Origin of the sequence: Neobacillus soli NBRC 102451, assembly GCF_001591665.1 — a bacterium.
GTDB lineage: Bacteria > Bacillota > Bacilli > Bacillales > Cytobacillaceae > Neobacillus > Neobacillus soli.
This window is the reverse complement of sequence record NZ_BCVI01000039.1, coordinates 24349-44149: the sequence shown is the minus strand read 5'-3', so window position 1 is coordinate 44149 and position 19801 is coordinate 24349. Positions and strand designations below refer to the sequence as shown.

Here is a 19801-nt window from a genome sequence, read left to right as displayed (position 1 = left end):
TCTACTGTTCCTCCTTATTTGCTGAATGATTGCTATTTAATCTATTTCTGCGATAATTTGATGGCGTGATGCCTACCTTATCTTTAAAATACCTACTGAAATGCGCTGAACTCTCGAAACCCGAGTGACGAGACACTTCTGCTAATGACCAATTAGGTTCCATTTCCAACAAATATTTCGCTTGATTAACTCGGCACCCCATCAAATACTCCATCACCGTAAAGCCTGTGACTTCCTTAAATACATGCGAAGCATAGTACTTACTCAAATTTAATTCTGCTGCCAAGCGATCCAAACTAACTTTTTCGGTATAGTTTTTATTAATCCAAGATGCCATCGTCTCGGCATGTTGTTCCTTTTCGGTCGGTTTGCTTGGAACATGGGACAATTTCTTTTGACTTATTTTATAAATCGCTATCAACAATTGAACAAACTCAAGCTTCATTTCCGCTAAAATAATCACGTTTTTTTGGCCTGTTTGTTGCCGTTCTTTATCACTGTTCGAAAGCATACGAGCAATCCTCTCAATCCTTTCATCAACGAACTGGGCCGACTCATCATAACCTGTTCTTAAAAGACAATTATTTAATTTTACAAATGGATCTAATACACGCTTGGCTCCAAGGACTGACAATAACTCCTGCAAGTAAGCAGGTGAAAAATGAATAACACTCCTCGTATATGTGCTTTCCGAGCAAGGGTTTGGGTTCGGCTTATGCAAGGTTAAACCATCCATTAATAAAATATCCCCCGGCTGCAAATCATATATCCGATTATTGATTAAATACCTACATTCACCCGCGTGGAAAAAGTAAATCTCATATTCCAGATGTGAGTGAAAATCAAAGGTTGAAGTCGGCATTCCCTGCATTCTATAATGAGCATTTATCCAATTATCCATTTCTCCCACACCTCCTTAGGAAAGCGGTGTCATTTTTTATTAAAAAAGCATGTCAATTAGAGCTTACTCTCATTTTATTGCTTTTTTAAATAAAAAACATTCCCTAAAATTGCTTACTTTGTTGGAATATTTGACTCGAATTGCTTTTTATAGAAAAATTTCAGATAAAAAAAGAGACAAACCCAGCCTTATTTTGTGCTAGTTTTGTCTCTATTAATACTAAAAGGGACTTATTGTTCTATTTTATGGGAACAAACTTTCTATTCCATCCAGTTTGTATGGAAAACTCCTTCTTTATCAATACGCTGATAGGTATGGGCACCAAAGTAATCACGTTGTGCCTGCAATAGATTTGCTGGAAGTGTTTCAGTGCGATAGCTGTCATAGTAAGCAATGGCGCTCGTGAATGATGGCACCGGAATACCACGCTCAATTGCCACAGCAAGAACTTTACGTAACGCTTGTTGATAACTCTCAACAATCTCTTTAAAATATGGATCTAATAATAGGTTCGCTAATGCAGGATCACGGTCATATGCTTCTTTGATTTTTTGTAAGAATTGAGCACGAATAATACAGCCACCACGGAAAATCATCGCAATATCCCCATAACGAAGATTCCAATCGTATTCTTCGGATGCTGCACGCATTTGTGCAAATCCTTGGGCATAGGAACAAATTTTGCTCATATACAGTGCTTTCCGAACCGCTTCAATTAACTCTTCTTTATTAGCATCATAGGCTTTCGCTTCAGGGCCGCTAAGAACCTTACTTGCCTTCACACGCTCATCTTTCATTGCTGAAATACAGCGGGCAAAAACAGATTCTGTAATAAGTGGAAGTGGAACTCCTAAATCTAAAGCATTTTGGCTAGTCCATTTACCAGTACCTTTTTGACCGGCAGTGTCTAGAATTAAGTCAACCAATGGTTTGCCTGTTTCTTCATCTACTTTTGTAAAAATATCTGCAGTAATTTCAATTAAGTAGCTGTCTAATTCACCTTTATTCCACTCAGCAAATACGGTATGAAGCTCTTCAGCACTTAAATTAAGGACATTTTTTAGAATAAAATAAGCTTCTGAAATTAATTGCATATCGCCATATTCAATCCCATTATGCACCATTTTCACATAGTGTCCAGCTCCATTCGGACCAATATAGGTACAGCAAGGGTCTCCTTCCACTTTAGCGGAAATCGCTTCTAAAATAGGCTTCACTAAATCATAGGCTTCTTTTTTACCGCCTGGCATGATGGAAGGACCTTTTAATGCCCCTTCTTCACCGCCGGAAACACCGGTACCGATAAAATGGAACCCTGCAGTTTCTAGTTCCTTATTACGTCTAATCGTATCTTGGAAGAACGTATTTCCGCCGTCGATAAGAATATCGCCTTCTTCAAGATATGGTTTTAACGATTCAATCGTAGCGTCTGTTGCCGTACCGGCCTTAACCATTAATAAGATTTTCCGCGGCTTTTCTAAAGAGTTCACAAATTCTTCAACAGTACGAGCACCGACAAAGTTTTTTCCCTCAGCTTCGTTCTTTAAAAACGCTTCTGTTTTATCATATGAACGGTTAAAAACAGCGACAGAATAGCCGCGACTCTCAATATTTAATGCAAGGTTTTTCCCCATAACCGCTAGACCAATTACACCAATTTGTTGTTGAGACATATCAAAATCCCTTTCCTTTCTCAAAATACTTATTACTCTATTCTAACCTATTTTAAATATTAAGCCTTATAATTAAACTCCGGAAATTTATTAGGTATTATCTTTCTAAAAAATATCTTTCGGCATTATGATAGCAAATATTTAGGACCATTTGCTCCATGTGCTTCATGTCATTTGGCGCCAACCCTTGTTCCACCCAATCGCCAAGAATGTTACAAAGAATTCGACGGAAGTAATCATGACGTGCATATGAAAGGAAGCTTCGTGAGTCTGTCAACATACCAATAAAGTGACTAAGTACGCCAACATTTGCAAAGTCCTTCATTTGTTTTTCCATTCCATCGATGTGGTCCACGAACCACCAGCCCGAGCCTAGTTGAACCTTCCCTGGAACGCCTTCTTCATAGAAGTTCCCCATCATACCTGCTAACACAACATTATCTTTTTGATTTAAGTTAAATAACACTGTTCTTGGAAGTGCGTTTTCCTGATCAAGTGCATCTAGGAAGCGAGACAAGCCTTCCGCCATATTCGCTTCGCCAACGGAATCAAATCCTGTGTCAGGGCCAATTAGCTCTTTCATTTTGGTGTTGTTGTTTCTCATTGCACCCATATGCAGCTGCATAACCCATTGTTTTTCAGCATACATTTTTCCAAGCTCTTTTAAAAGGAAATTTCGATATGCTACTAATTCGTCATTTGTAAGTTGTTCGCCGCTTAAACGTTTATTGAAAATGGCTTCAACCTGCTGCTTCGATGTTTCCACGAATTCCATTTTTTGAATATCATGATCCGATGCCCGGCCGCCGTTTTCATGGAAATAGGCCACTCGTTGTTTAAGAGCAGCTAAAAATCCATCAAGTGTATCAACCTTCACGCCGGAAACTTGCGCTAATTTTTCAATCCAGCTGGTGAATGTTGGACGGTCAATGAATAGTGCCCCATCAGGACGGAATGTTGGTGCAATAATGGTTTTAAAGGATTCGTCATTTCTCAACAATTGATGGTATTCAAGTGTCGATATCGGATCATCAGTAGTGCCAATAAATTTCACATTGGATTTTTCAATAAAAGCTCTTGCACTATATTCGGGCTTTTGTAACTTTTCATTACATTCATCCCAAATTTCACGGGCAGTTTCCGGGCTTAGTACTTTGTCAATACCGAAAAACATTTTTAATTCTAAGTGTGTCCAGTGATAAACAGGATTTCCAATTAAATACGGTACTGTCCCAGCCCATGCTTCGAATTTCTCCCAATCCGCTGCGTCACCAGTAATGTATCTTTCACTAACTCCATGCATGCGCATGGTCCGCCATTTATAATGGTCTCCCGCAAGCCATATTTGGGTAATATTTTCATATGACTTGTTTTCCCATACTTCCTGCGGATTTAAGTGACAGTGGAAATCAAAGATTGGTGCCTCGGCAGCAGCATTTTCATACAATTTGATTGCTGTTTCTGTGTTTAGCAAAAAGTGATTGTTTAAAAAGGACTTCATCATAGTTCCTCCTAATATACTGAAATGGCTACTACTATTGCGCTCTTCTGTAAACCCTTTCAAAGCATTTTAAAAAATAAAATTCGTTTCATTTCTTTTAATTTGTTTAATAAACAAATTAATTACATGAATAATTTATCATTTTTATTAGGTTTAGTCAATTGACAAGTTAATGAATAAATTGAAATCAGAAAAGACCTATTTACTTTAAACCTGTTATAATTGTAGTAGTACTACAGTTGCTTAAATTGGGGGATTTAAATGGTTACCGGTGATGCGGCATACATAAAAAAAATCAATCGTTCTATTATTATCCGCGAAATTGTCAAAGAAGGGATGATTTCGCGTGCAGATCTATCTAAGGTTACAGCCTTGACTAGGGCTACCATCTCAGCACAGGTGGCTGACTTATTGGAAGAGGGTCTGATTGTTGAAACACAACTTGAGTACAATTTTGTTGGCAGAAAGCCGATCATGCTCTCGTTAAACGGCCAAGCAGGCTATGCGCTTGGAATTGACCTCGATTTTGAACAAATTTCCTTTACACTTTCTAATCTTCTTGGTCAGCCAATTTCTTCAACTATAATTGAAATAAAAACCAATGATTATTCAGAGGTATTAAAAATTTTAATTGAACAGATTAATAAATTCAAAGCAGAATACATGGATAGCCGTTATGGAATTGTTGGAATTGTTATTGCCATCCATGGCCTTGTATCTATTGATGAAATTATTCATTATGTACCGCGGTTTAACTGGCATGGTATTTACTTAAAAAAAGATTTGGAAGAAGAAATCGGTATCAAAATTTACCTAGAAAACAATGCGAATCTTTCCTCATTTGCTCAGAGGGTATTTTTTCACCATGAAACGAATAATCTTTTATGCGCCACCCTCTATTCCGGCATTGGCCTCGGGATGATGATGAACTATGAATTTTTTCGGGGACATGACGGTTTTGCAGGCGAAGCCGGCCATATGATTATCATGCCGGGTGGAAAACAATGCAATTGTGGAAATAAAGGATGCTGGGAAAAGTATGCCTCCGAATCAAGCATTTTTGAATATCTTTCTGAAAAAAGAAACATTAAAAATCTTACATATGAACAAATTCAAAGATGGCTTGAAGAAGGTGATGAGGAAGTAACCGAATTAATGGAACATTTTATCTATTACCTTTCGATTGGATTGAATAATATGATTAATATGTACAACCCGGACGTACTCGTTTTGGAGAGTGAATTGTTGCGTATGTATCCGGACTCTCTAAATAAAATTAGAGAAAACCTGAATTCATCCATCAGTCATTATCGTGAATTATTGATATCCCCGATTGGGAAAAAATCATGCGTTTTAGGAGCATGTGCACTAGCAATTAAACATTTCCTTAATGTGCCTATGCTGAATTTGTCCTTGGTTGAACAAAATCAAAATAATACAAACGCAATCATCTAACAGTTTCCCCTCTTTCAAACTTGGTTATCTTTTAAAGTACTTCTAGCAAAAAACATACTCTTTTTATATACTTTTGAAACCCCTTTCAAAAGTATATAAAATTGAAAATAATTTCATCTCGAGAATTTTTATAGTCAATTAATTAGTTTATTAAACTAATCAACCTCAGATTTTTAGAATATCACCGCCTAATAATTTCGCAAATAACTATTTTGTAAGTGCTACGCTTAAAACATTTCAAACCTAGGACCCCTTTCTATACAAACGTTAACAACACAAAAGCTTCCTAGTCGACTAGGAAGCTTTTGTGGTTTATTTATAATGCTCTTCATTTGGTATAACTGTTGTTCTCACTTCTTTTCATTTACTCTACAACCATCGCTTGCTTTTGTGCTAACAGACAAAGTTCAGCAGCTTTAAATGCATGTTCTTGCGTCATGGCACGTTCTGTCCTGTTTAAGCAGTCCAAAATCAATTCTCCAAAGAAAGGATAGCCGACCTTTCCGCTTAGCTCCATGTGATGTTCGCCTTCATCGTTCACCATATACAGGTGATCACCATTAGGATCACGGGCAATATCAATATACTTTCTAAGCTCAATATAGCCTTTTGTTCCTAGGATGGTTAATCTACCATCACCCCAAGACCCTAAACCTTCCGGCGTTAACCAATCTACGCGAAAATAATTGGTTGCTCCGTTGTCACCAAGTAAGGTGGCGTCTCCGAAATCCTGCAGTTCAGGAAATTGCTTACTATGATAATTCGCAACCTTACTATGCAATACCTTAGCATCCTTACATCCAGCAAAAAATAGAAATTGCTCAATTTGATGGCTGCCAATGTCACATAAGATGCCTCCATATTTTTCTTGCTGAAAAAACCATTCCGGCCGTAAATGTGCATTCAACCGATGCGGCCCTAATCCGAGCACTTGAACTACTCGGCCAATTGCCCCCTCTTGAATGAGCTGGCCTGCAAATACAGCACTTTCCACGTGTAAGCGTTCGCTGTAATAAACCATATATTTTTGGCCTGTAGCCTGTACTTTAGATTTCGCCCGTTCCAACTGTTCAAAGGATGTAAAAGGCGTTTTATCAGTAAAATAATCTTTCCCATGATCCATCACCTGAACCCCAAGTGATCCTCGTTCTGAAGGAATAGCTGCTGCCGCCACAAGATGAACATCCGGATCCTGTAAAATTTCTTGAGCTGAGCTCGCTACACTCACTCCTGGATATACTTCACAAAATTGCTTCACCTTTGCAGGGTCTGGATCATAAACCCATTTTAATGTTGCCCCTGCCTCCAATAGACCATTACACTGGCCGTAAATATGCCCATGATCAAGTGCCATCGCTGCAAAAACAAAATCACCTTTGCCTACCACCGGTTGAGGCTTACCTTGTGGAGCGTAATTCATTCCATCGCTTTTTTGCATCTTGAATGTCTCCTCAATTGCCCAATACTATTTTCCAGTTAATAATATGTTACGTTTATAGATAAATCCTTTTGCCTTCTGCCGCTGACCAATAAGCAGCATAGATTGCTTTCGTAGAATCATAGGCTAGGTTAAAATCGGATTTCGGGTTTCGTCCGAAAGCAATACATTCCATAAAATCCTGGAATTCATCCACATAGCCCCTCACATACTCTTCCATAGGACTTACAAACTGCCAGCCTTGCTTGGTTTCTACTTTCTCGCTAATAAAAATATCTTCTAAATTCCTTTCATTAGCGAAATAAGACAGTGCATGGTTATTTGGTGTCATATTACAAATATGTGCACTATCTGGAGTGAAGACCTCGACTAAATTTCTTACTCCCCCAACAATCATATCTCCAGCCATCACAGCTGCCTTCGTCCCATCTGAAAAAGTGATGCTCACATTTGCCCAATCTTCCACATCTACGGGGCGAGCGGCAATAACGCCTCTATCTTGCTCACTCAAATGATTGGTAATGTTCCCGACTTCTGCGACAATGCTTTCAATATGAATTTCTTCATTCCGGGCCTGTGCCTCCACCTGCTTCAAATAAAGCACGGCTGATAATGGGTGACACCCCTGACGGATCAATGCACCGCCACCAGTATGTGCCCAAAGCGCTGCATGAGCAGCGTGGGAGCCACTGTGACTCTCTTCGCCTTTCAACAAGAGGACCTTGCTTTTCCGTGCTTTGATAATTTCTGCACATTTGGTAATAGAAGGAGCATACACCCAATTCTCAGCATACATGAATAACTTGCCGCTTTGCTCGGCGACTTCACGCAGTTTATCCATGCGCTTCATTACATCGTGATACATCTCTTTTTTTGAAACCGTATGCCCAATATTCGCATCTCCTGTTCCATAAAAGCCTGTCATCGGTTTCTCACAAATGACATGCTTACCTGCCTCCAATGCACGAATGATCATGTCTTCGTGGAAGTGCGCTGGAGTACAAATATCTACAACGTCGATTTCTGTATCTTCCAGCAACTGATCAAACCGAGTATAGATTTTTTCTATACCGTATTTGTCTGCAAACGACTGCACCATTTTATTGGTTGATGCCACTGCCTTCAAACAAACATCAATTCCGAAGACCTTTTTATAACTATCGATGTGGATCGCGGCAATAAACCCGCTGCCTACGATACCGACATTCACTTTTTTCATTTATCGTCACCCCGTGATGTTTTTCTTCTTAAAAATAATTGGCTTTAACTTATCAAAAACTTTTAACTGCGCTAAAATCATTAAGATAATACCAATTACGAAGATAAGACACAATGGTCTAGTTAAGAGTGGTGTAAGGCTGCCGTCAGACAATACCAGTGCCCGTCTTAAATTCGAATCAGCCATTGGACCAAGTACGACACCTAGCAAAAATGGAGCAGCTGGATATTTCATTGCTGCTAAAAGCACACCGAGAATACCGAATATGAACATCATGTAAACACTGGTGATTGAGTTGTCAATTACGAATGAACCAACTGCGCAAAATACGAATACGATTGGCATCAGAATTTTTTTGTCAATTTTGAGCATTTTCACAGTATATCGGGAGATAAGTAGTCCCAAAAGCAACATAACTAATGCGCTAGCTACCAAATACATGCTCATTGTATAGATAAATCCAGGAGATTCACTCAACAACAATGGTCCTGGTCTAAATCCGTGTAACCATAAAGCTGCTAGTAATACAGCAGAAGACGTGCTCCCTGGTACAGCTAACGTCAGAACAGGAATCAAGTTTCCGCCAATCGTCGCATTAATACCGGTTTCTGCAGCAATAACCCCTTCATATGAACCTTTACCAAACTCTTCTTTCTTTTTACTGCGCATTTTCGCAGCCCAATACGACAACCAACCTGCGACATCTTCCCCGACTCCCGGGATAATCCCAACAGCGACGCCAAGGAAGCCGGATCGAAATACAGTAGGAAACTTCCCTTTTAAAATCGAAAGTCCCTTTTTTACTCGTAGATCTATGACTTGTTTAATGGCTTTCATTTCTTGATGTTTAAAAGAACTTACGATTTCAGGAAATCCAAACAATCCAATCATTATTGGAATTAATGGAATACCCCCGATTAAGGCCATGCTTCCAAACGTAAATCGTGGATAGGAGTTCAAGGCATCTAGACCAATCTGGGCAACAAATAACCCAATTAATCCGGAAATCCAACCTTTTAAAGAGTCCCCTCCTGATGTCAAACTGCCGCAAATCATGACGCCAAAAACAGCTAGTAAAAAGAATTCCCAAGAACCGAATTTTAGGGATAGCATTGACAGAAGAGGTGTAAGGACTAAGACACATACTGCTCCGAATAAAGTACCGAGGAAAGCAGAGGCATTTCCGAGAAAAATGCCTAATCCTGCTTCGCCCCTTTGTCCAATCTTATAACCATCCACTGCCGTTGCAGCCGCAGCTGGTGTTCCAGGAATGTTTAACAAGATGGCTGTTTGTACTCCTCCCGAGATTGCACCGACATACACCCCGATTAATGATAGGATCGCTGTCTCGGAAGAGATCCCATAAGTCAAACCAGTCAATAGCGCAATTGCCATTGTAGATGTCAATCCAGGGAGTACACCGACTAATAGACCGAAAAACACGGCTAGCACTAGCGTCAGAAGATTAACTGGCGTAACAAGTTGATAAAGCGTGTCGAGAATATATTGTAAGGCCATGTTATTCATCCTCTTTCCTTAAGGTAATGGCACTTTAAAAATAATTTGGAAAAGCGTAAAGATCGATCCGCTTACACAAGCAGATATAATCGTGATTTTTAGAATGGAACCAGCTTCCATCACTTTCATCAAAATAAACATAAATATGAATGAAGATATTAAAAACGGAAATCTAGGAAGTAGAATAAATACGAATAATGCAAGTATTACTATTCCTAGCAACGTATTTAACGTTTCTTTCGTCTTGATGAAACCGGTAAACCAATGTTTGAATGCACTAATATTGCCTGCTATTCCAACATTTTTTAAACATCTTAAAAATAATAATACGGAGCATAGAGCAATCATCGTTCCAATAAATAATGTTAGCAGTCCTGGTGAAGCGTAAAGCGGACCTCCTACATCTTCATGAATTTCCCAGCTATCCCATATAATATAGACAGAAACTAGAAACAAACAAATTGCCGAAATGAAATCGAGATGTTTAATATTCCCTTCCATTTGTTACTCACCTAATTTCATTGGAATTATTTTTTTGGCTTTGCAATCTCAAATTTCTCAGGTGAAACCTTTGCAACGCCACCATCATACAATGCCCAGTCCACAGTAGATGCAAGCTTGTCGACAAATTTCTGTGCTTCGTCACCGCTGTAGCCAAGAACCTCTACACCCTTTTCCTTCGCAAACTTTTTCAACGCTTCACTTTGGATAGCTTTTTTGAACGCTTCATCAATCTTCTTTACAACCTCTTTTGGAGTATCCTTAGGCACCGCGATTCCAAATGTTTCTCCTAATGGAACAATCGACTTCAATTCAGGATTTGTTTCAGCAATAGAAGGTATTGGGTCTACGCCATCAATTTTAAGCGGCTTGTCTGTTAGTGCTGCAAGTCCTTTTAATTTTTTCCCTCTTAGCATATCTACCATTTCCATTGATAATTGTGGAACAAAATCTACTTCGCCGGATAGAGCTGCTAGAATAGCTGGATTTCCTCCTTGGTATGGAACATGTTTGTAATCAAATCCAAGGGATGATTTTAGTACTTCACTAGCGATATGCCCGCCTGTACCAATACCAGCTGTACCAACAGATACGGATCCAGGTTTATCTTTCAAATCTTTTATTAGCGAGTTAACATCTTTGTATTTAGAATCTTCCTTCACAGCAATAACGTTCGGAGAAAGGGTTGCAATCCAAATATTCCAATCGCGGTGTGTTTGTTCTGTATATCCCATAACTGGGTAGCTTACAAATGCCATGAATCCATTGCCCAACATTGTATAGCCATCATGTTTGGCATTCTGTACACTTAGCGTACCTACTGAACCGCTCGCCCCAGGAGTATTAACGACGGAAATGTTTTTTCCAAGCGTCTTGGACATTTCATCTGCTAATGCTCTGGTTGTCAAATCTGTACCTCCACCTGGATTAAATGGGACAACCATGGTAATATCCTTCTCAGGCCAATTTGATTCTTCAGCTTGAAATTTATCAAAAATTTTCGGCCATGCTAGAGCTAGGACAACAACTAGTGCGATTACAATTCCCCATACGATTCCTTTTTTATTTTTCATTGCAATTCCCCCTGAAAGTTTATTTTTTTTACAGAGTCTCCAGGCAAAACTTCGCAGGAAACTTTTTCTTGATGCCAGGTCTGGCTTTCACTTTCTCCTGCTATGTTTTTCAATAAAACTTCTGCAGCGATTTCTCCAATCTGTTGCTCCCCCTGATTAACGCAGGTAAATTTCGGCATACCGAACTGTGCCCAACTAGGCGTACCGATTATAATAACGGACATCTCTTCTGGAATATTTACGTTTTTCTCTCTCAGAAATCGAATTGCACCTTCCGCCAGGATGTGGTGGCCAAATACAACTGCAGTGATATCTGAATCGTAGCAATGCTTCATTAAACGATAACCCGAATCACTTTCAAGACCACCAAGTTGAATCCATTGATGCTCAACTTGCAATCCGGATTCTTCCATTGCATTGAGGTACCCATCTTTCCTGTCTTGAACGTTAATAAAGGTGTCCCACCCAACAAATCCAATCCGCGTATGGCCATTGTCAATTAAATGTTTTGTAGCCGAATATCCACTACCCAAGTTGTCAGAACCGACGAAATCATATTGATTAAGTCCAACCAACGGTCTTTCAAGTATGACGTAAGGAATCCCTAAGTTTCGAAGATGGTCCGTATTTTCTGTTCCTTGGATTGTCGGACTGATGATTAACCCATCTACGCGTTGTTCAATCATTTTTTTAATAATTTCTCTTTCTCTCTCCATATCGTCCACTGTAGTGCTAATGGAAATAAAATAGCCATACCGATGCGCTGCTTCTTCTATTGCAACGATAATCCGCGTGAAAAATGGATTATCGAACTGTGGAACCAATACCGAGAGAATGCCCCGCTCCTTACCCTTTAAGCTACTTGCTACAGCACTTTTTACGTAATTTAGCTCCTTAGCTGCCTGAAGAACTCGTTCTCTTAATTCTGCACTGACGTATCGTCCTTCAGAATCATTTAGAATGTACGATACGGTAGCAATAGATGTTTCTGCCAGCTTGGCAACGTCACGGAGTGTCGTATATTTCTTTTTCGGTTGTTTCTTCAGGATCGAACACCTCCTTTAAGTAAACGTTTACTTCTTTGATAAAAATAAAAGTAAACGTTTACTTAGGACGAAAAAACTATGTAAACGTTTACTTGTTTCTAGTTTAATAGTTACTCAAAATAATGTCAATATCTTTTTTTTCAGAAAACAATATCTCCTTTTGTATTGGGTATCATTCTATTTAATTGATCATTGTTGGTTTTGACGCTGGTTGTTTTTTTTTTTTTCTTGTTTTGATCCTGGTTATTGTTTTGTCCTTGGTTGTTGTTGTTTTGTCCTTGGTTGTTGTTGTTTTGTCCTTGGTTTTGACCTCTACCTTTCCCAGGTTCTTTGTCTCCATTATCACCTGAACCAGGAGCAATCTTTTCTAACCCATCAAGCGCTGCTTTCAATGCATAAAGGGCGTCAGCTAATTCTCGATCTGTCGTAATGCTAGCTAATGCAAATTCAGCTACTTCAATCGCAGCTTGTAGAGTTGTAAAGGAGCTTTCTGTATAGACTGAATCATCATTTATAATCACTTTTGCCTCAGCAATTAGTTTCTTTAGCGGCTCTTTATTGACTGCTTTATCAACGTCAATTGCCCAAAATTTATTAACGTTAGAAGTACCTGTACCAGTTCCAGATCTCGCGCCAAACATCGTTACCCGCAATAATCTAGCTGTTATTCCTTCAGGAAAAATAAATGTTTCATAATCTGATACGGAATCTCCGCCTGCACCAGGGATAACTTCCATCCCCATAATATGTCCATTACCGAGATTATCCCGTTTCCAATCATCTGCCATCACTTTCGTCCAATTATACCCATCATTTGATATTTCAAAATCAAAATAATACGACCTTCTGATTTGTGTGTCCCTAGAATAGCCAACCGAAACACTTTTTATCACAGCAGACTGATCACCAAGGTAAAATCGAACCCAAGGCGTACCTGATGCGGACCATGAAGTCTTTGGATCCCCATCAATTAAATTAAATACTGATGATCCACTTGTACTTGAAGTGATGGGAACATTCTTGTCAATAATCCCATAATTAACGGTGTATACCGAATCCGACTTTCCGTGCATACTCACAGTAAATGTTACGGCACGATTACCATCCACTTCTACAGCGACATTTGCAGTAGAATCCGCAGTATACGTAATCTCTGGCAATTTAGTATAGTCTAATGCCACAGGTACTGTGTATGAAAGAACATCCTTATTAAAATTTTCTATTGGGACACCGTCAACTAAAATCCCTGTTAATGATGCAAACTGAGATGCAAAGTCACCGGATTCATCAATATAGGCAGGAATTTCACTATTATTAACATTATTTACCGCCTCTTGTCCCAACCTATCTTTCAATTGTTGAATAAACAAGCTTTCAGGTGTCACTTTACTTCCATTGCTATACTCATATGCACGGAAATTAGGGACATTTCCCGGATCCACTGCATCCATTACGAATGGAAGTCTTTCCCCTATTTGTCCGAACAAATAATTGGCTGCAAGCGGATTCTGACTGATGATATATGGACCTGTACTATTGTAGAGAGTATAGTTCGCCCCTGACCAACCATGTGCCGTCCCATTATTCCATCTATTTTGCAGATAAATTCGACCTTCAACATTATCAAATAGCCCGCCAGTAGACCATCGCAAATGAGGCTCATTTGCGTCAAATTGATACTCTGCTTTGTTATTGTAAAATACGTTAGGACCAATAATACTACCCATCACAATAAATCCGTGGCGAGTATATCGAGTATAATTTCGTTGATTCAGTACTAATGTACCTCCTGCATTGGTAAAACTATACCGCCGCTCTCCCCCTGTACCTCCTACTGGTTCAAGACAATTCATATCCTGAATAGTAAGCATACTAACTCCAGTTGCAATAGATACAGCAACATCGATGTGATACGTGGTGATCCTTCTTGCCCAAGCATTTTGTGCATTGCCAAAACGAATAGCCAGTTCGGCATGAAGCTCATCATCAAATGATTTATAATCGACCCCAAATGCAGAATTGATCGCTGTAGTTGATGGATTAAATCTCGAGATAATCTGTATGTTCTCCATACCAACATTATTAATTCTGCCAGTAGGATCGTATTTTGTGATGGTAGAAACGCCATACTTCATATCAAGTGCATCTGCCAATGGCTCTGAAAGAATGATCTCATTCGTAACTTGATTGATCGACTTGATTGTGCGCTCCTCATCTTTGTTAACATGTTCGCTATTAACAACGCCATTTACTGCCCACTGATTAGCAGAGGGAACCCCTGGTGCATCAGTAATCACATCCATTTTAAGATCTTGGGCCCAAGCTGCATTAACAGCTCTGCGAATATTAACCGTATCTCCAATACTTAGTCCATTCACAGTTGCAAGTCTTAGAGTATGACCGCCAGCAGGAACATATTGATCAACAACGTCGATTGGGCTTCCGCTTTTTGATGCTGCCGATCCGGAAAAATTAAATATTGCCGTGTTTTTATCATAGGAACTAGCTACCCAAGTAGCAACCACCTTCGTAACGTTTAGTTTTGCTTCCTCTGATTGGGTATAGTCTTTCCAATTAGCAGGGCTTAATGGTGTTGAATGCTTTTCTATGTTCTCATGGTCATCTCCTTCTCCTTTGATGACGATGCCACTTTCAGAAATTTTAATCGTATTACTCACTCTATAGGTACCCGCTTTTAATAATAGGGCCCCTCTAAAACCATTAGAATCAGGTGCAATCCGTCCTAACATATTGACTGCATTTTGAATACGCTCGGTATCGTCAGTTGTATCGTCTTCCGAAGGCTCAAGAATAATTTTGACCGGTACATTTGGAATTTCCACATCGCCGCCTTGATACCCCACATTGGAGTAATCCATCACAGTGTTGCCAAGGTAATCCGGAACATAGACCAATTTATCTTCATTTAAATAAAGCGCTGGATAAGGATTGGAATAGTTGTATTGAGAAATGTCTTCGTCTACGGCTGTGAAATAAATTTTCTCATAGACGGTTTTACTTCCTTTAATTGTCCATTCAAAAACATATGTTCCAAGGATAGAAGCTTCTATATCAGGCGTAATCACCTTTGTCGAGCCGCTTTTAATAGTTTGCTTTGCAATTGTGTAAACGTTTACTCCATTTGGATCCCTTAATTCACCTGACACTTCAATGTCTTCCTTCGCAGTGATATGAATTTTGGGAACAGTTGTATCTTTTTTTACAATAGCTGGGCGCCCAACGGTTAAACTCATGCCATCGTAATCTGGGACAATTTTTGCTAAATCTCCCGTTGGATAGACTGGTTGATTCGATTCACCATCAGTAATCACTTTTTGAAAAACAAAGAAATTATAAATTTCAATCCAGCTACTTGCAAGCTCACCTGTCACCATCACGTATCGGGCTGAAATTGGCGCCTCAAGATTGCTCATAAATACCTTATTACCGTTAGCATCGGGTAATTCCCTCACATCTTGTTCATACGCAAGGTCCCAACCAACAGGTTTACTGTAATTTATAATACCGTCTGCCCCTGAAACGGTTGCGTTGGAAAGCGCAGCCCATTTAGCTGGGTCATCTGTATATTCGACCCGGTATTTCGAATCTTTAAGTCTTGTTGTTAAAGTCCCCACGTTTGTGCCCCAAGCTACACTAAACTGGTCAATCGTTTGAATTTCACCTAGGTCAACGGCAAGCCAAAATGTATCTTTCCCAGCACTAATACTAGCCGGCTTACTTTGAGACTGATCAACTTGATACCCACTGCCAGCATTGCCTGTTGATTCACCGTTAAAGGCGTTCGAAGGCTTAGTATCATTTCTTATTGAACTTACTTTGATGTTGCCCGGAAAAGGGTTTAGTGCTAGGTTCTTCAGAGTAAAATAATTCACTTGAATCCGATACTCTTTCTTTGCATTCCCTTTAATCAGCACAAACTTGTCACCTGTTACAAGCTCGTCTATCTCCTTTTTTGGAATGTCATTTGCATCCAATACCCTTATAACACTAACACCACCAGTGGAAATTTGCTGATCAAGCTTTTCAAAATTTGTTTTTTCTATTACGACAATAGAGTGTGCACTTTCATCAACATTTACAATATTCGGATGATCTTTATTTAACGAAATGGTTAGTTCTTCTGCAGCAGCCTGAACCTTTGTACCTAAAGTGAATTGAAATGATGTCACTGTTAAAATAAACACTAAAATTAGGCTCAGTCCCTTATTTACTCTTTTATACATGCTTTCACTCCTTTGGTTAGAATCATTCAGTAAAAAAAGGGGCTATCCCTCAGGCGATGATCAGTTTGATTACCTTTGGGATAACCCTGGGACATGGGGACAGGAACCTTGTCCCTAATTTATTGGTTCGATGGTTACCGTTACTTCCTTCACTGTTTTCATACCATTTTTCTCAAAGATGAGTGTTACGAAGACTGTTTCGTTTTTCTTGTTTGTATTTTTCTTTTTCATGATCAATCTATTTTTAACGAGATCGATATAATAATTTGGTTCAACGGTATAGCTTATTTTGATGTCGTTGTCCGCCGCTTGCCCCTGTATTAATTTGACGATCTGATTTGTGACATCAGTTTGAGGATTCATTTTTTTGTCGACCATTACTGAACGAATATATTTTTCTGCTTCTGCATTCAAGGCATCATTGGCCCTTGTGACCTCAATCGTATAAGTTTTGGTAGAATTATCCGCTCCCGTTACAACGATCGTAATGGTATTCACCCCTGCGTTAAGCGTAATCGCTTCGCTCGGCTGACCGCTTTCGGCGATCGTTCCGTTCACTTTCACAATCGCCTCTGCCTCTGCTTTTATTGGTGTAAGCGTCAGGCTCGAAACGCTATTAGCTACCTGCTGCGTGTAGCTTGTCTTTTTAGACGTAAAAGTTTCGTTCAACGCACCCGATGACAAACGAATATCACTCAAATCCGAATAAATATCTGGATTTTTTGTCTTTTCCATCGCTGCTTTCATCTTCTGAAGAAATGCTTTTGTTTCTTGATAAGGTGGTTCAGCTAAATCACCAGGATACCCCTCATCGCCAGGATTCCACAACAATTCGACCGGTATATATTCTCCATTTCTTCCATATGAGCTAACCCTCATATCCCTAAAGATTCTTTCCAAATCCATTAACTCAGTTGTTTCTGCCCCGCCTGGCTTTTTCTTAACTTGAAAGTTGTTTGAATACGGAAGGATTAGGGCGATATCGCTATACCAATCATAGCCTCTCGCATCAAGGCTCATAAAATCTCTGTAGTATCCTGTATCGTTCACAATACCAACGTTGTCCCGATTAACCCACTCTAAGAGCTGCAGTACTTGGTTGGCTGTTGCCAGCATATCACCGTGGTTTTGAACACCGATTTGCACACTTGGATAATTTTCTTTCGCAAAATCGGCAATTTCTTGAATGGCAGGAGTAATTCTGTCTTTCGTAACAGAATCCCAGCCTGAGCGTAAAATATCAGCAGAAGGCGGACCAGCAAACACACGGATAACAGGTGCTCCCATTGCATCTGCCACTTGAATATAAAACTTAGCACGCTCAATATCTAAATCACGTCTATTTTGATTCGGATCGGCAAAATTATTTTGAATCCCCGTACCGCTGATCGCAATTCCTATTTCATCTGCATATTCTTTAATCCGTTTAGCGAAGACAAGAATATCTTTTTGTTGTTCTTTTGTTGGCATTGCTGTATTACTATAACCTGGAATGTAATAACATGTTACATCGACTGCATCAAAGCCGTTATCATGTGCCCACTTGATCGCCTCAAAGGTATCCATCGGTTCAGGTGAAGTACGCCCTTGGATCCATGAGTTTAAATTCATGTTAAATGTATACAAGTTTAGACTTGTTTTATAATCACCGTTATAATATGGCAATTTATGATCTAGTCGAAGATGGTTATAATCAGCATCATTGTATTCAGGTGCCCTCTCTACGACAGGAAGTTCATCACCATTTTCTGCAATGAAATCAAAGGCACTCCAGTCAATCATCTCGCTATTTTCAATTTTTACATATCCATCATATGCAGCCCGGTCAGGCACATGAACCGTCATGTCTGTTACATAATTAAACCACAAACCTTGTTTACCTTCAGGAACCGTAAGTGTAGGTGGTTGTGCACCCAAGTACAAGTGCTTTAAGTTTACACAAAAATAGAACGCTCTTTGTTCGATTACTTCCACTTTTGGAAATCTTGCGATTGCAAGTTTGCTGTCACTAGAACCCTTTGTTTGTGCAAAAGCTTGTGATCGAATTATTTTCACATCTGGAAAATTCACTTCTGTTAAACTTTCAAATAAATTGAACGCTTTTACACCAATTTCTGTTACATTCTCCGCTTTAACTTTTGTTAAATATCTGTTGCCTTCAAAAGCATTTTTCGGAATGACACTATTTTCAAAATTAGCTTGATCGACAATATAGAGCTCTTCAAGCTTTTTAAGTCTGCTGGCAATAAAGCTGCAATCAGCAGGAGCTAAAACGCCTCTTTTAATGGTAAGCACTCGGATATCCTCATAATTACCGTTAAAACCAGGAGAATTTTTGATGGCATCCTCTAGTTTTTTTGTATCAAACGTAGCAATCTCAATTTCTTGCGTTGCCGGCGGCCCATCATCGGCGCCTTTCTCGGTATCGTCACCATTTGACATGATGGTGCAGCCGCTACAAATAGTTGTCCAATCTTCATCATCTCTAAAAATTTCGACCGCTCCTGTCGGAACGTAAATAGTTAGTTTACTAGTATCGACATCATTAAACCAATCAGTCGGTTCACCTGGAAATTCATCAAATACAACTGGAAGATACGTTTTATTAAAGGTAAGTGATGTAAGACTTGTGTTTCCCTTGAAAGACATCGGGCTAATTGTGCGAGTTTCGAGAAACTCTGCTGTCTCTAGTGAGCTACAGCCTTCAAAAGCTGATGAACCAATGTTAGCAGTAGCAATACCTATTTTCACTTCCTTTAGATTTTTAAGACCTTTAAACGCATTATTCGGTATTTTATTACCATTCCATGTTAAATAAAGAGGATCATTCGGCTTTTCTATCATAAAGGATGTAAGGTTAATATAGTTACTAAGAAGTCTTCCTTGATAGTTAAAGTCTGCATTCGCAAGTGTTTTCTTTGTCTTACCTGCTTTAATGACAATCTTTTTCAACTTGGCTGCCTGCTCAGGATTGGTGCTGTCAAAGCCGGCATCCTTCAATAGATCAACAAGTCTATCAGCTCTATCAAACGTGATGACAGCTACCCCATCATCGGTATCTAATGCGGCCTGAACGTTTGAGCTTAATGTAAATTGAAGCGAAGTTAAAATTAATAGAAAAGCTAATGTAAGACTTAGTACTTTACGAGCTTTATATTCTTTCTTATACATGTACTTACCCCTCCATTTTGAGTTATTTGCAACCCTAACACCTATCCTATTATGTTTCTCA

At 39.3% G+C, this 19801-nt stretch carries 12 protein-coding genes and 1 pseudogene; 1 reads left to right on the top strand and 12 read right to left on the bottom strand.

Annotated elements, in window-relative coordinates; translation table 11 throughout:
- Position 1 precedes the first annotated feature (1 nt).
- The 3 genes from BSO02S_RS13770 to uxaC form a co-directional block, all read right to left on the bottom strand.
- Entirely contained in the window at positions 2 to 901 is a 900-nt protein-coding gene (locus tag BSO02S_RS13770) for an AraC family transcriptional regulator (protein ID WP_066068111.1), read from the bottom strand.
- A 260-nt stretch (positions 902 to 1161) separates the two neighbouring features.
- Entirely contained in the window at positions 1162 to 2574 is a 1413-nt protein-coding gene (gene gnd / locus BSO02S_RS13765) for an NADP-dependent phosphogluconate dehydrogenase (RefSeq protein WP_066068108.1), read from the bottom strand.
- A gap of 97 nt (positions 2575 to 2671) precedes the next feature.
- Positions 2672 to 4075 (bottom strand): glucuronate isomerase, encoded by a 1404-nt coding sequence (uxaC, locus tag BSO02S_RS13760; protein WP_066068105.1) that lies wholly within the window; start codon positions 4073 to 4075, stop codon positions 2672 to 2674.
- Positions 4076 to 4336: 261 nt separating this feature from the next.
- Between uxaC and BSO02S_RS13755 the strand changes: the two genes are divergently transcribed.
- The gene (locus tag BSO02S_RS13755; protein ID WP_066068102.1) at positions 4337 to 5530 is read left to right on the top strand and encodes an ROK family transcriptional regulator; all 1194 of its coding nucleotides are present in this window, start codon (positions 4337 to 4339) and stop codon (positions 5528 to 5530) included.
- 364 nt (positions 5531 to 5894) lie between these two features.
- Here BSO02S_RS13755 and BSO02S_RS13750 read toward each other — a convergent pair whose 3' ends face one another.
- The 9 genes and pseudogenes from BSO02S_RS13750 to BSO02S_RS13715 all read right to left on the bottom strand — a co-directional run bounded on the left by BSO02S_RS13750 (position 5895) and on the right by BSO02S_RS13715 (position 19740).
- Complete coding sequence (locus BSO02S_RS13750; RefSeq protein ID WP_066068099.1) at positions 5895 to 6968, bottom strand: Gfo/Idh/MocA family protein; 1074 nt, start codon at positions 6966 to 6968, stop codon at positions 5895 to 5897.
- A 55-nt stretch (positions 6969 to 7023) separates the two neighbouring features.
- A complete protein-coding gene (locus BSO02S_RS13745) occupies positions 7024 to 8187 on the bottom strand; it encodes a Gfo/Idh/MocA family protein (RefSeq protein WP_066068098.1) in 1164 nt (387 codons plus the stop codon).
- Between the two features lie 6 nt (positions 8188 to 8193).
- On the bottom strand, positions 8194 to 9705 hold the full coding sequence (locus BSO02S_RS13740) for a tripartite tricarboxylate transporter permease (RefSeq protein WP_066068095.1): 1512 nt from the start codon (positions 9703 to 9705) through the stop codon (positions 8194 to 8196).
- Positions 9706 to 9723: 18 nt separating this feature from the next.
- Complete coding sequence (locus BSO02S_RS13735) at positions 9724 to 10206, bottom strand: tripartite tricarboxylate transporter TctB family protein (RefSeq protein WP_066068092.1); 483 nt, start codon at positions 10204 to 10206, stop codon at positions 9724 to 9726.
- A gap of 26 nt (positions 10207 to 10232) precedes the next feature.
- Entirely contained in the window at positions 10233 to 11279 is a 1047-nt protein-coding gene (locus BSO02S_RS13730; RefSeq protein WP_066068089.1) for a Bug family tripartite tricarboxylate transporter substrate binding protein, read from the bottom strand.
- A complete protein-coding gene (locus BSO02S_RS13725) occupies positions 11276 to 12103 on the bottom strand; it encodes a LacI family DNA-binding transcriptional regulator (RefSeq protein ID WP_066068086.1) in 828 nt (275 codons plus the stop codon). The genes BSO02S_RS13730 and BSO02S_RS13725 overlap by 4 nt, the downstream gene beginning before the upstream one ends.
- Positions 12104 to 12169: 66 nt before the next feature.
- Positions 12170 to 12325: pseudogene (locus BSO02S_RS28485) on the bottom strand (LacI family DNA-binding transcriptional regulator); the annotation flags it as partial.
- Between the two features lie 140 nt (positions 12326 to 12465).
- On the bottom strand, positions 12466 to 16569 hold the full coding sequence (locus BSO02S_RS13720; RefSeq protein WP_066068083.1) for a discoidin domain-containing protein: 4104 nt from the start codon (positions 16567 to 16569) through the stop codon (positions 12466 to 12468).
- 114 nt (positions 16570 to 16683) lie between these two features.
- The gene (locus BSO02S_RS13715) at positions 16684 to 19740 is read right to left on the bottom strand and encodes a leucine-rich repeat protein (RefSeq protein WP_066068081.1); all 3057 of its coding nucleotides are present in this window, start codon (positions 19738 to 19740) and stop codon (positions 16684 to 16686) included.
- Positions 19741 to 19801: the final 61 nt, after the last annotated feature.

Coding starts and splice junctions, on each gene's coding strand:
- BSO02S_RS13770 (WP_066068111.1), bottom strand. CDS start 901: ATGGATAATTGGATAAATGCTCATTATAGAATGCAGGGAATGCCGACT.
- BSO02S_RS13720 (WP_066068083.1), bottom strand. CDS start 16,569: ATGTATAAAAGAGTAAATAAGGGACTGAGCCTAATTTTAGTGTTTATT.
- BSO02S_RS13745 (WP_066068098.1), bottom strand. CDS start 8,187: ATGAAAAAAGTGAATGTCGGTATCGTAGGCAGCGGGTTTATTGCCGCG.
- BSO02S_RS13735 (WP_066068092.1), bottom strand. CDS start 10,206: ATGGAAGGGAATATTAAACATCTCGATTTCATTTCGGCAATTTGTTTG.
- BSO02S_RS13750 (WP_066068099.1), bottom strand. CDS start 6,968: ATGCAAAAAAGCGATGGAATGAATTACGCTCCACAAGGTAAGCCTCAA.
- BSO02S_RS13755 (WP_066068102.1), top strand. CDS start 4,337: ATGGTTACCGGTGATGCGGCATACATAAAAAAAATCAATCGTTCTATT.
- uxaC (WP_066068105.1), bottom strand. CDS start 4,075: ATGAAGTCCTTTTTAAACAATCACTTTTTGCTAAACACAGAAACAGCA.
- gnd (WP_066068108.1), bottom strand. CDS start 2,574: ATGTCTCAACAACAAATTGGTGTAATTGGTCTAGCGGTTATGGGGAAA.
- BSO02S_RS13740 (WP_066068095.1), bottom strand. CDS start 9,705: ATGGCCTTACAATATATTCTCGACACGCTTTATCAACTTGTTACGCCA.
- BSO02S_RS13730 (WP_066068089.1), bottom strand. CDS start 11,279: ATGAAAAATAAAAAAGGAATCGTATGGGGAATTGTAATCGCACTAGTT.
- BSO02S_RS13715 (WP_066068081.1), bottom strand. CDS start 19,740: ATGTATAAGAAAGAATATAAAGCTCGTAAAGTACTAAGTCTTACATTA.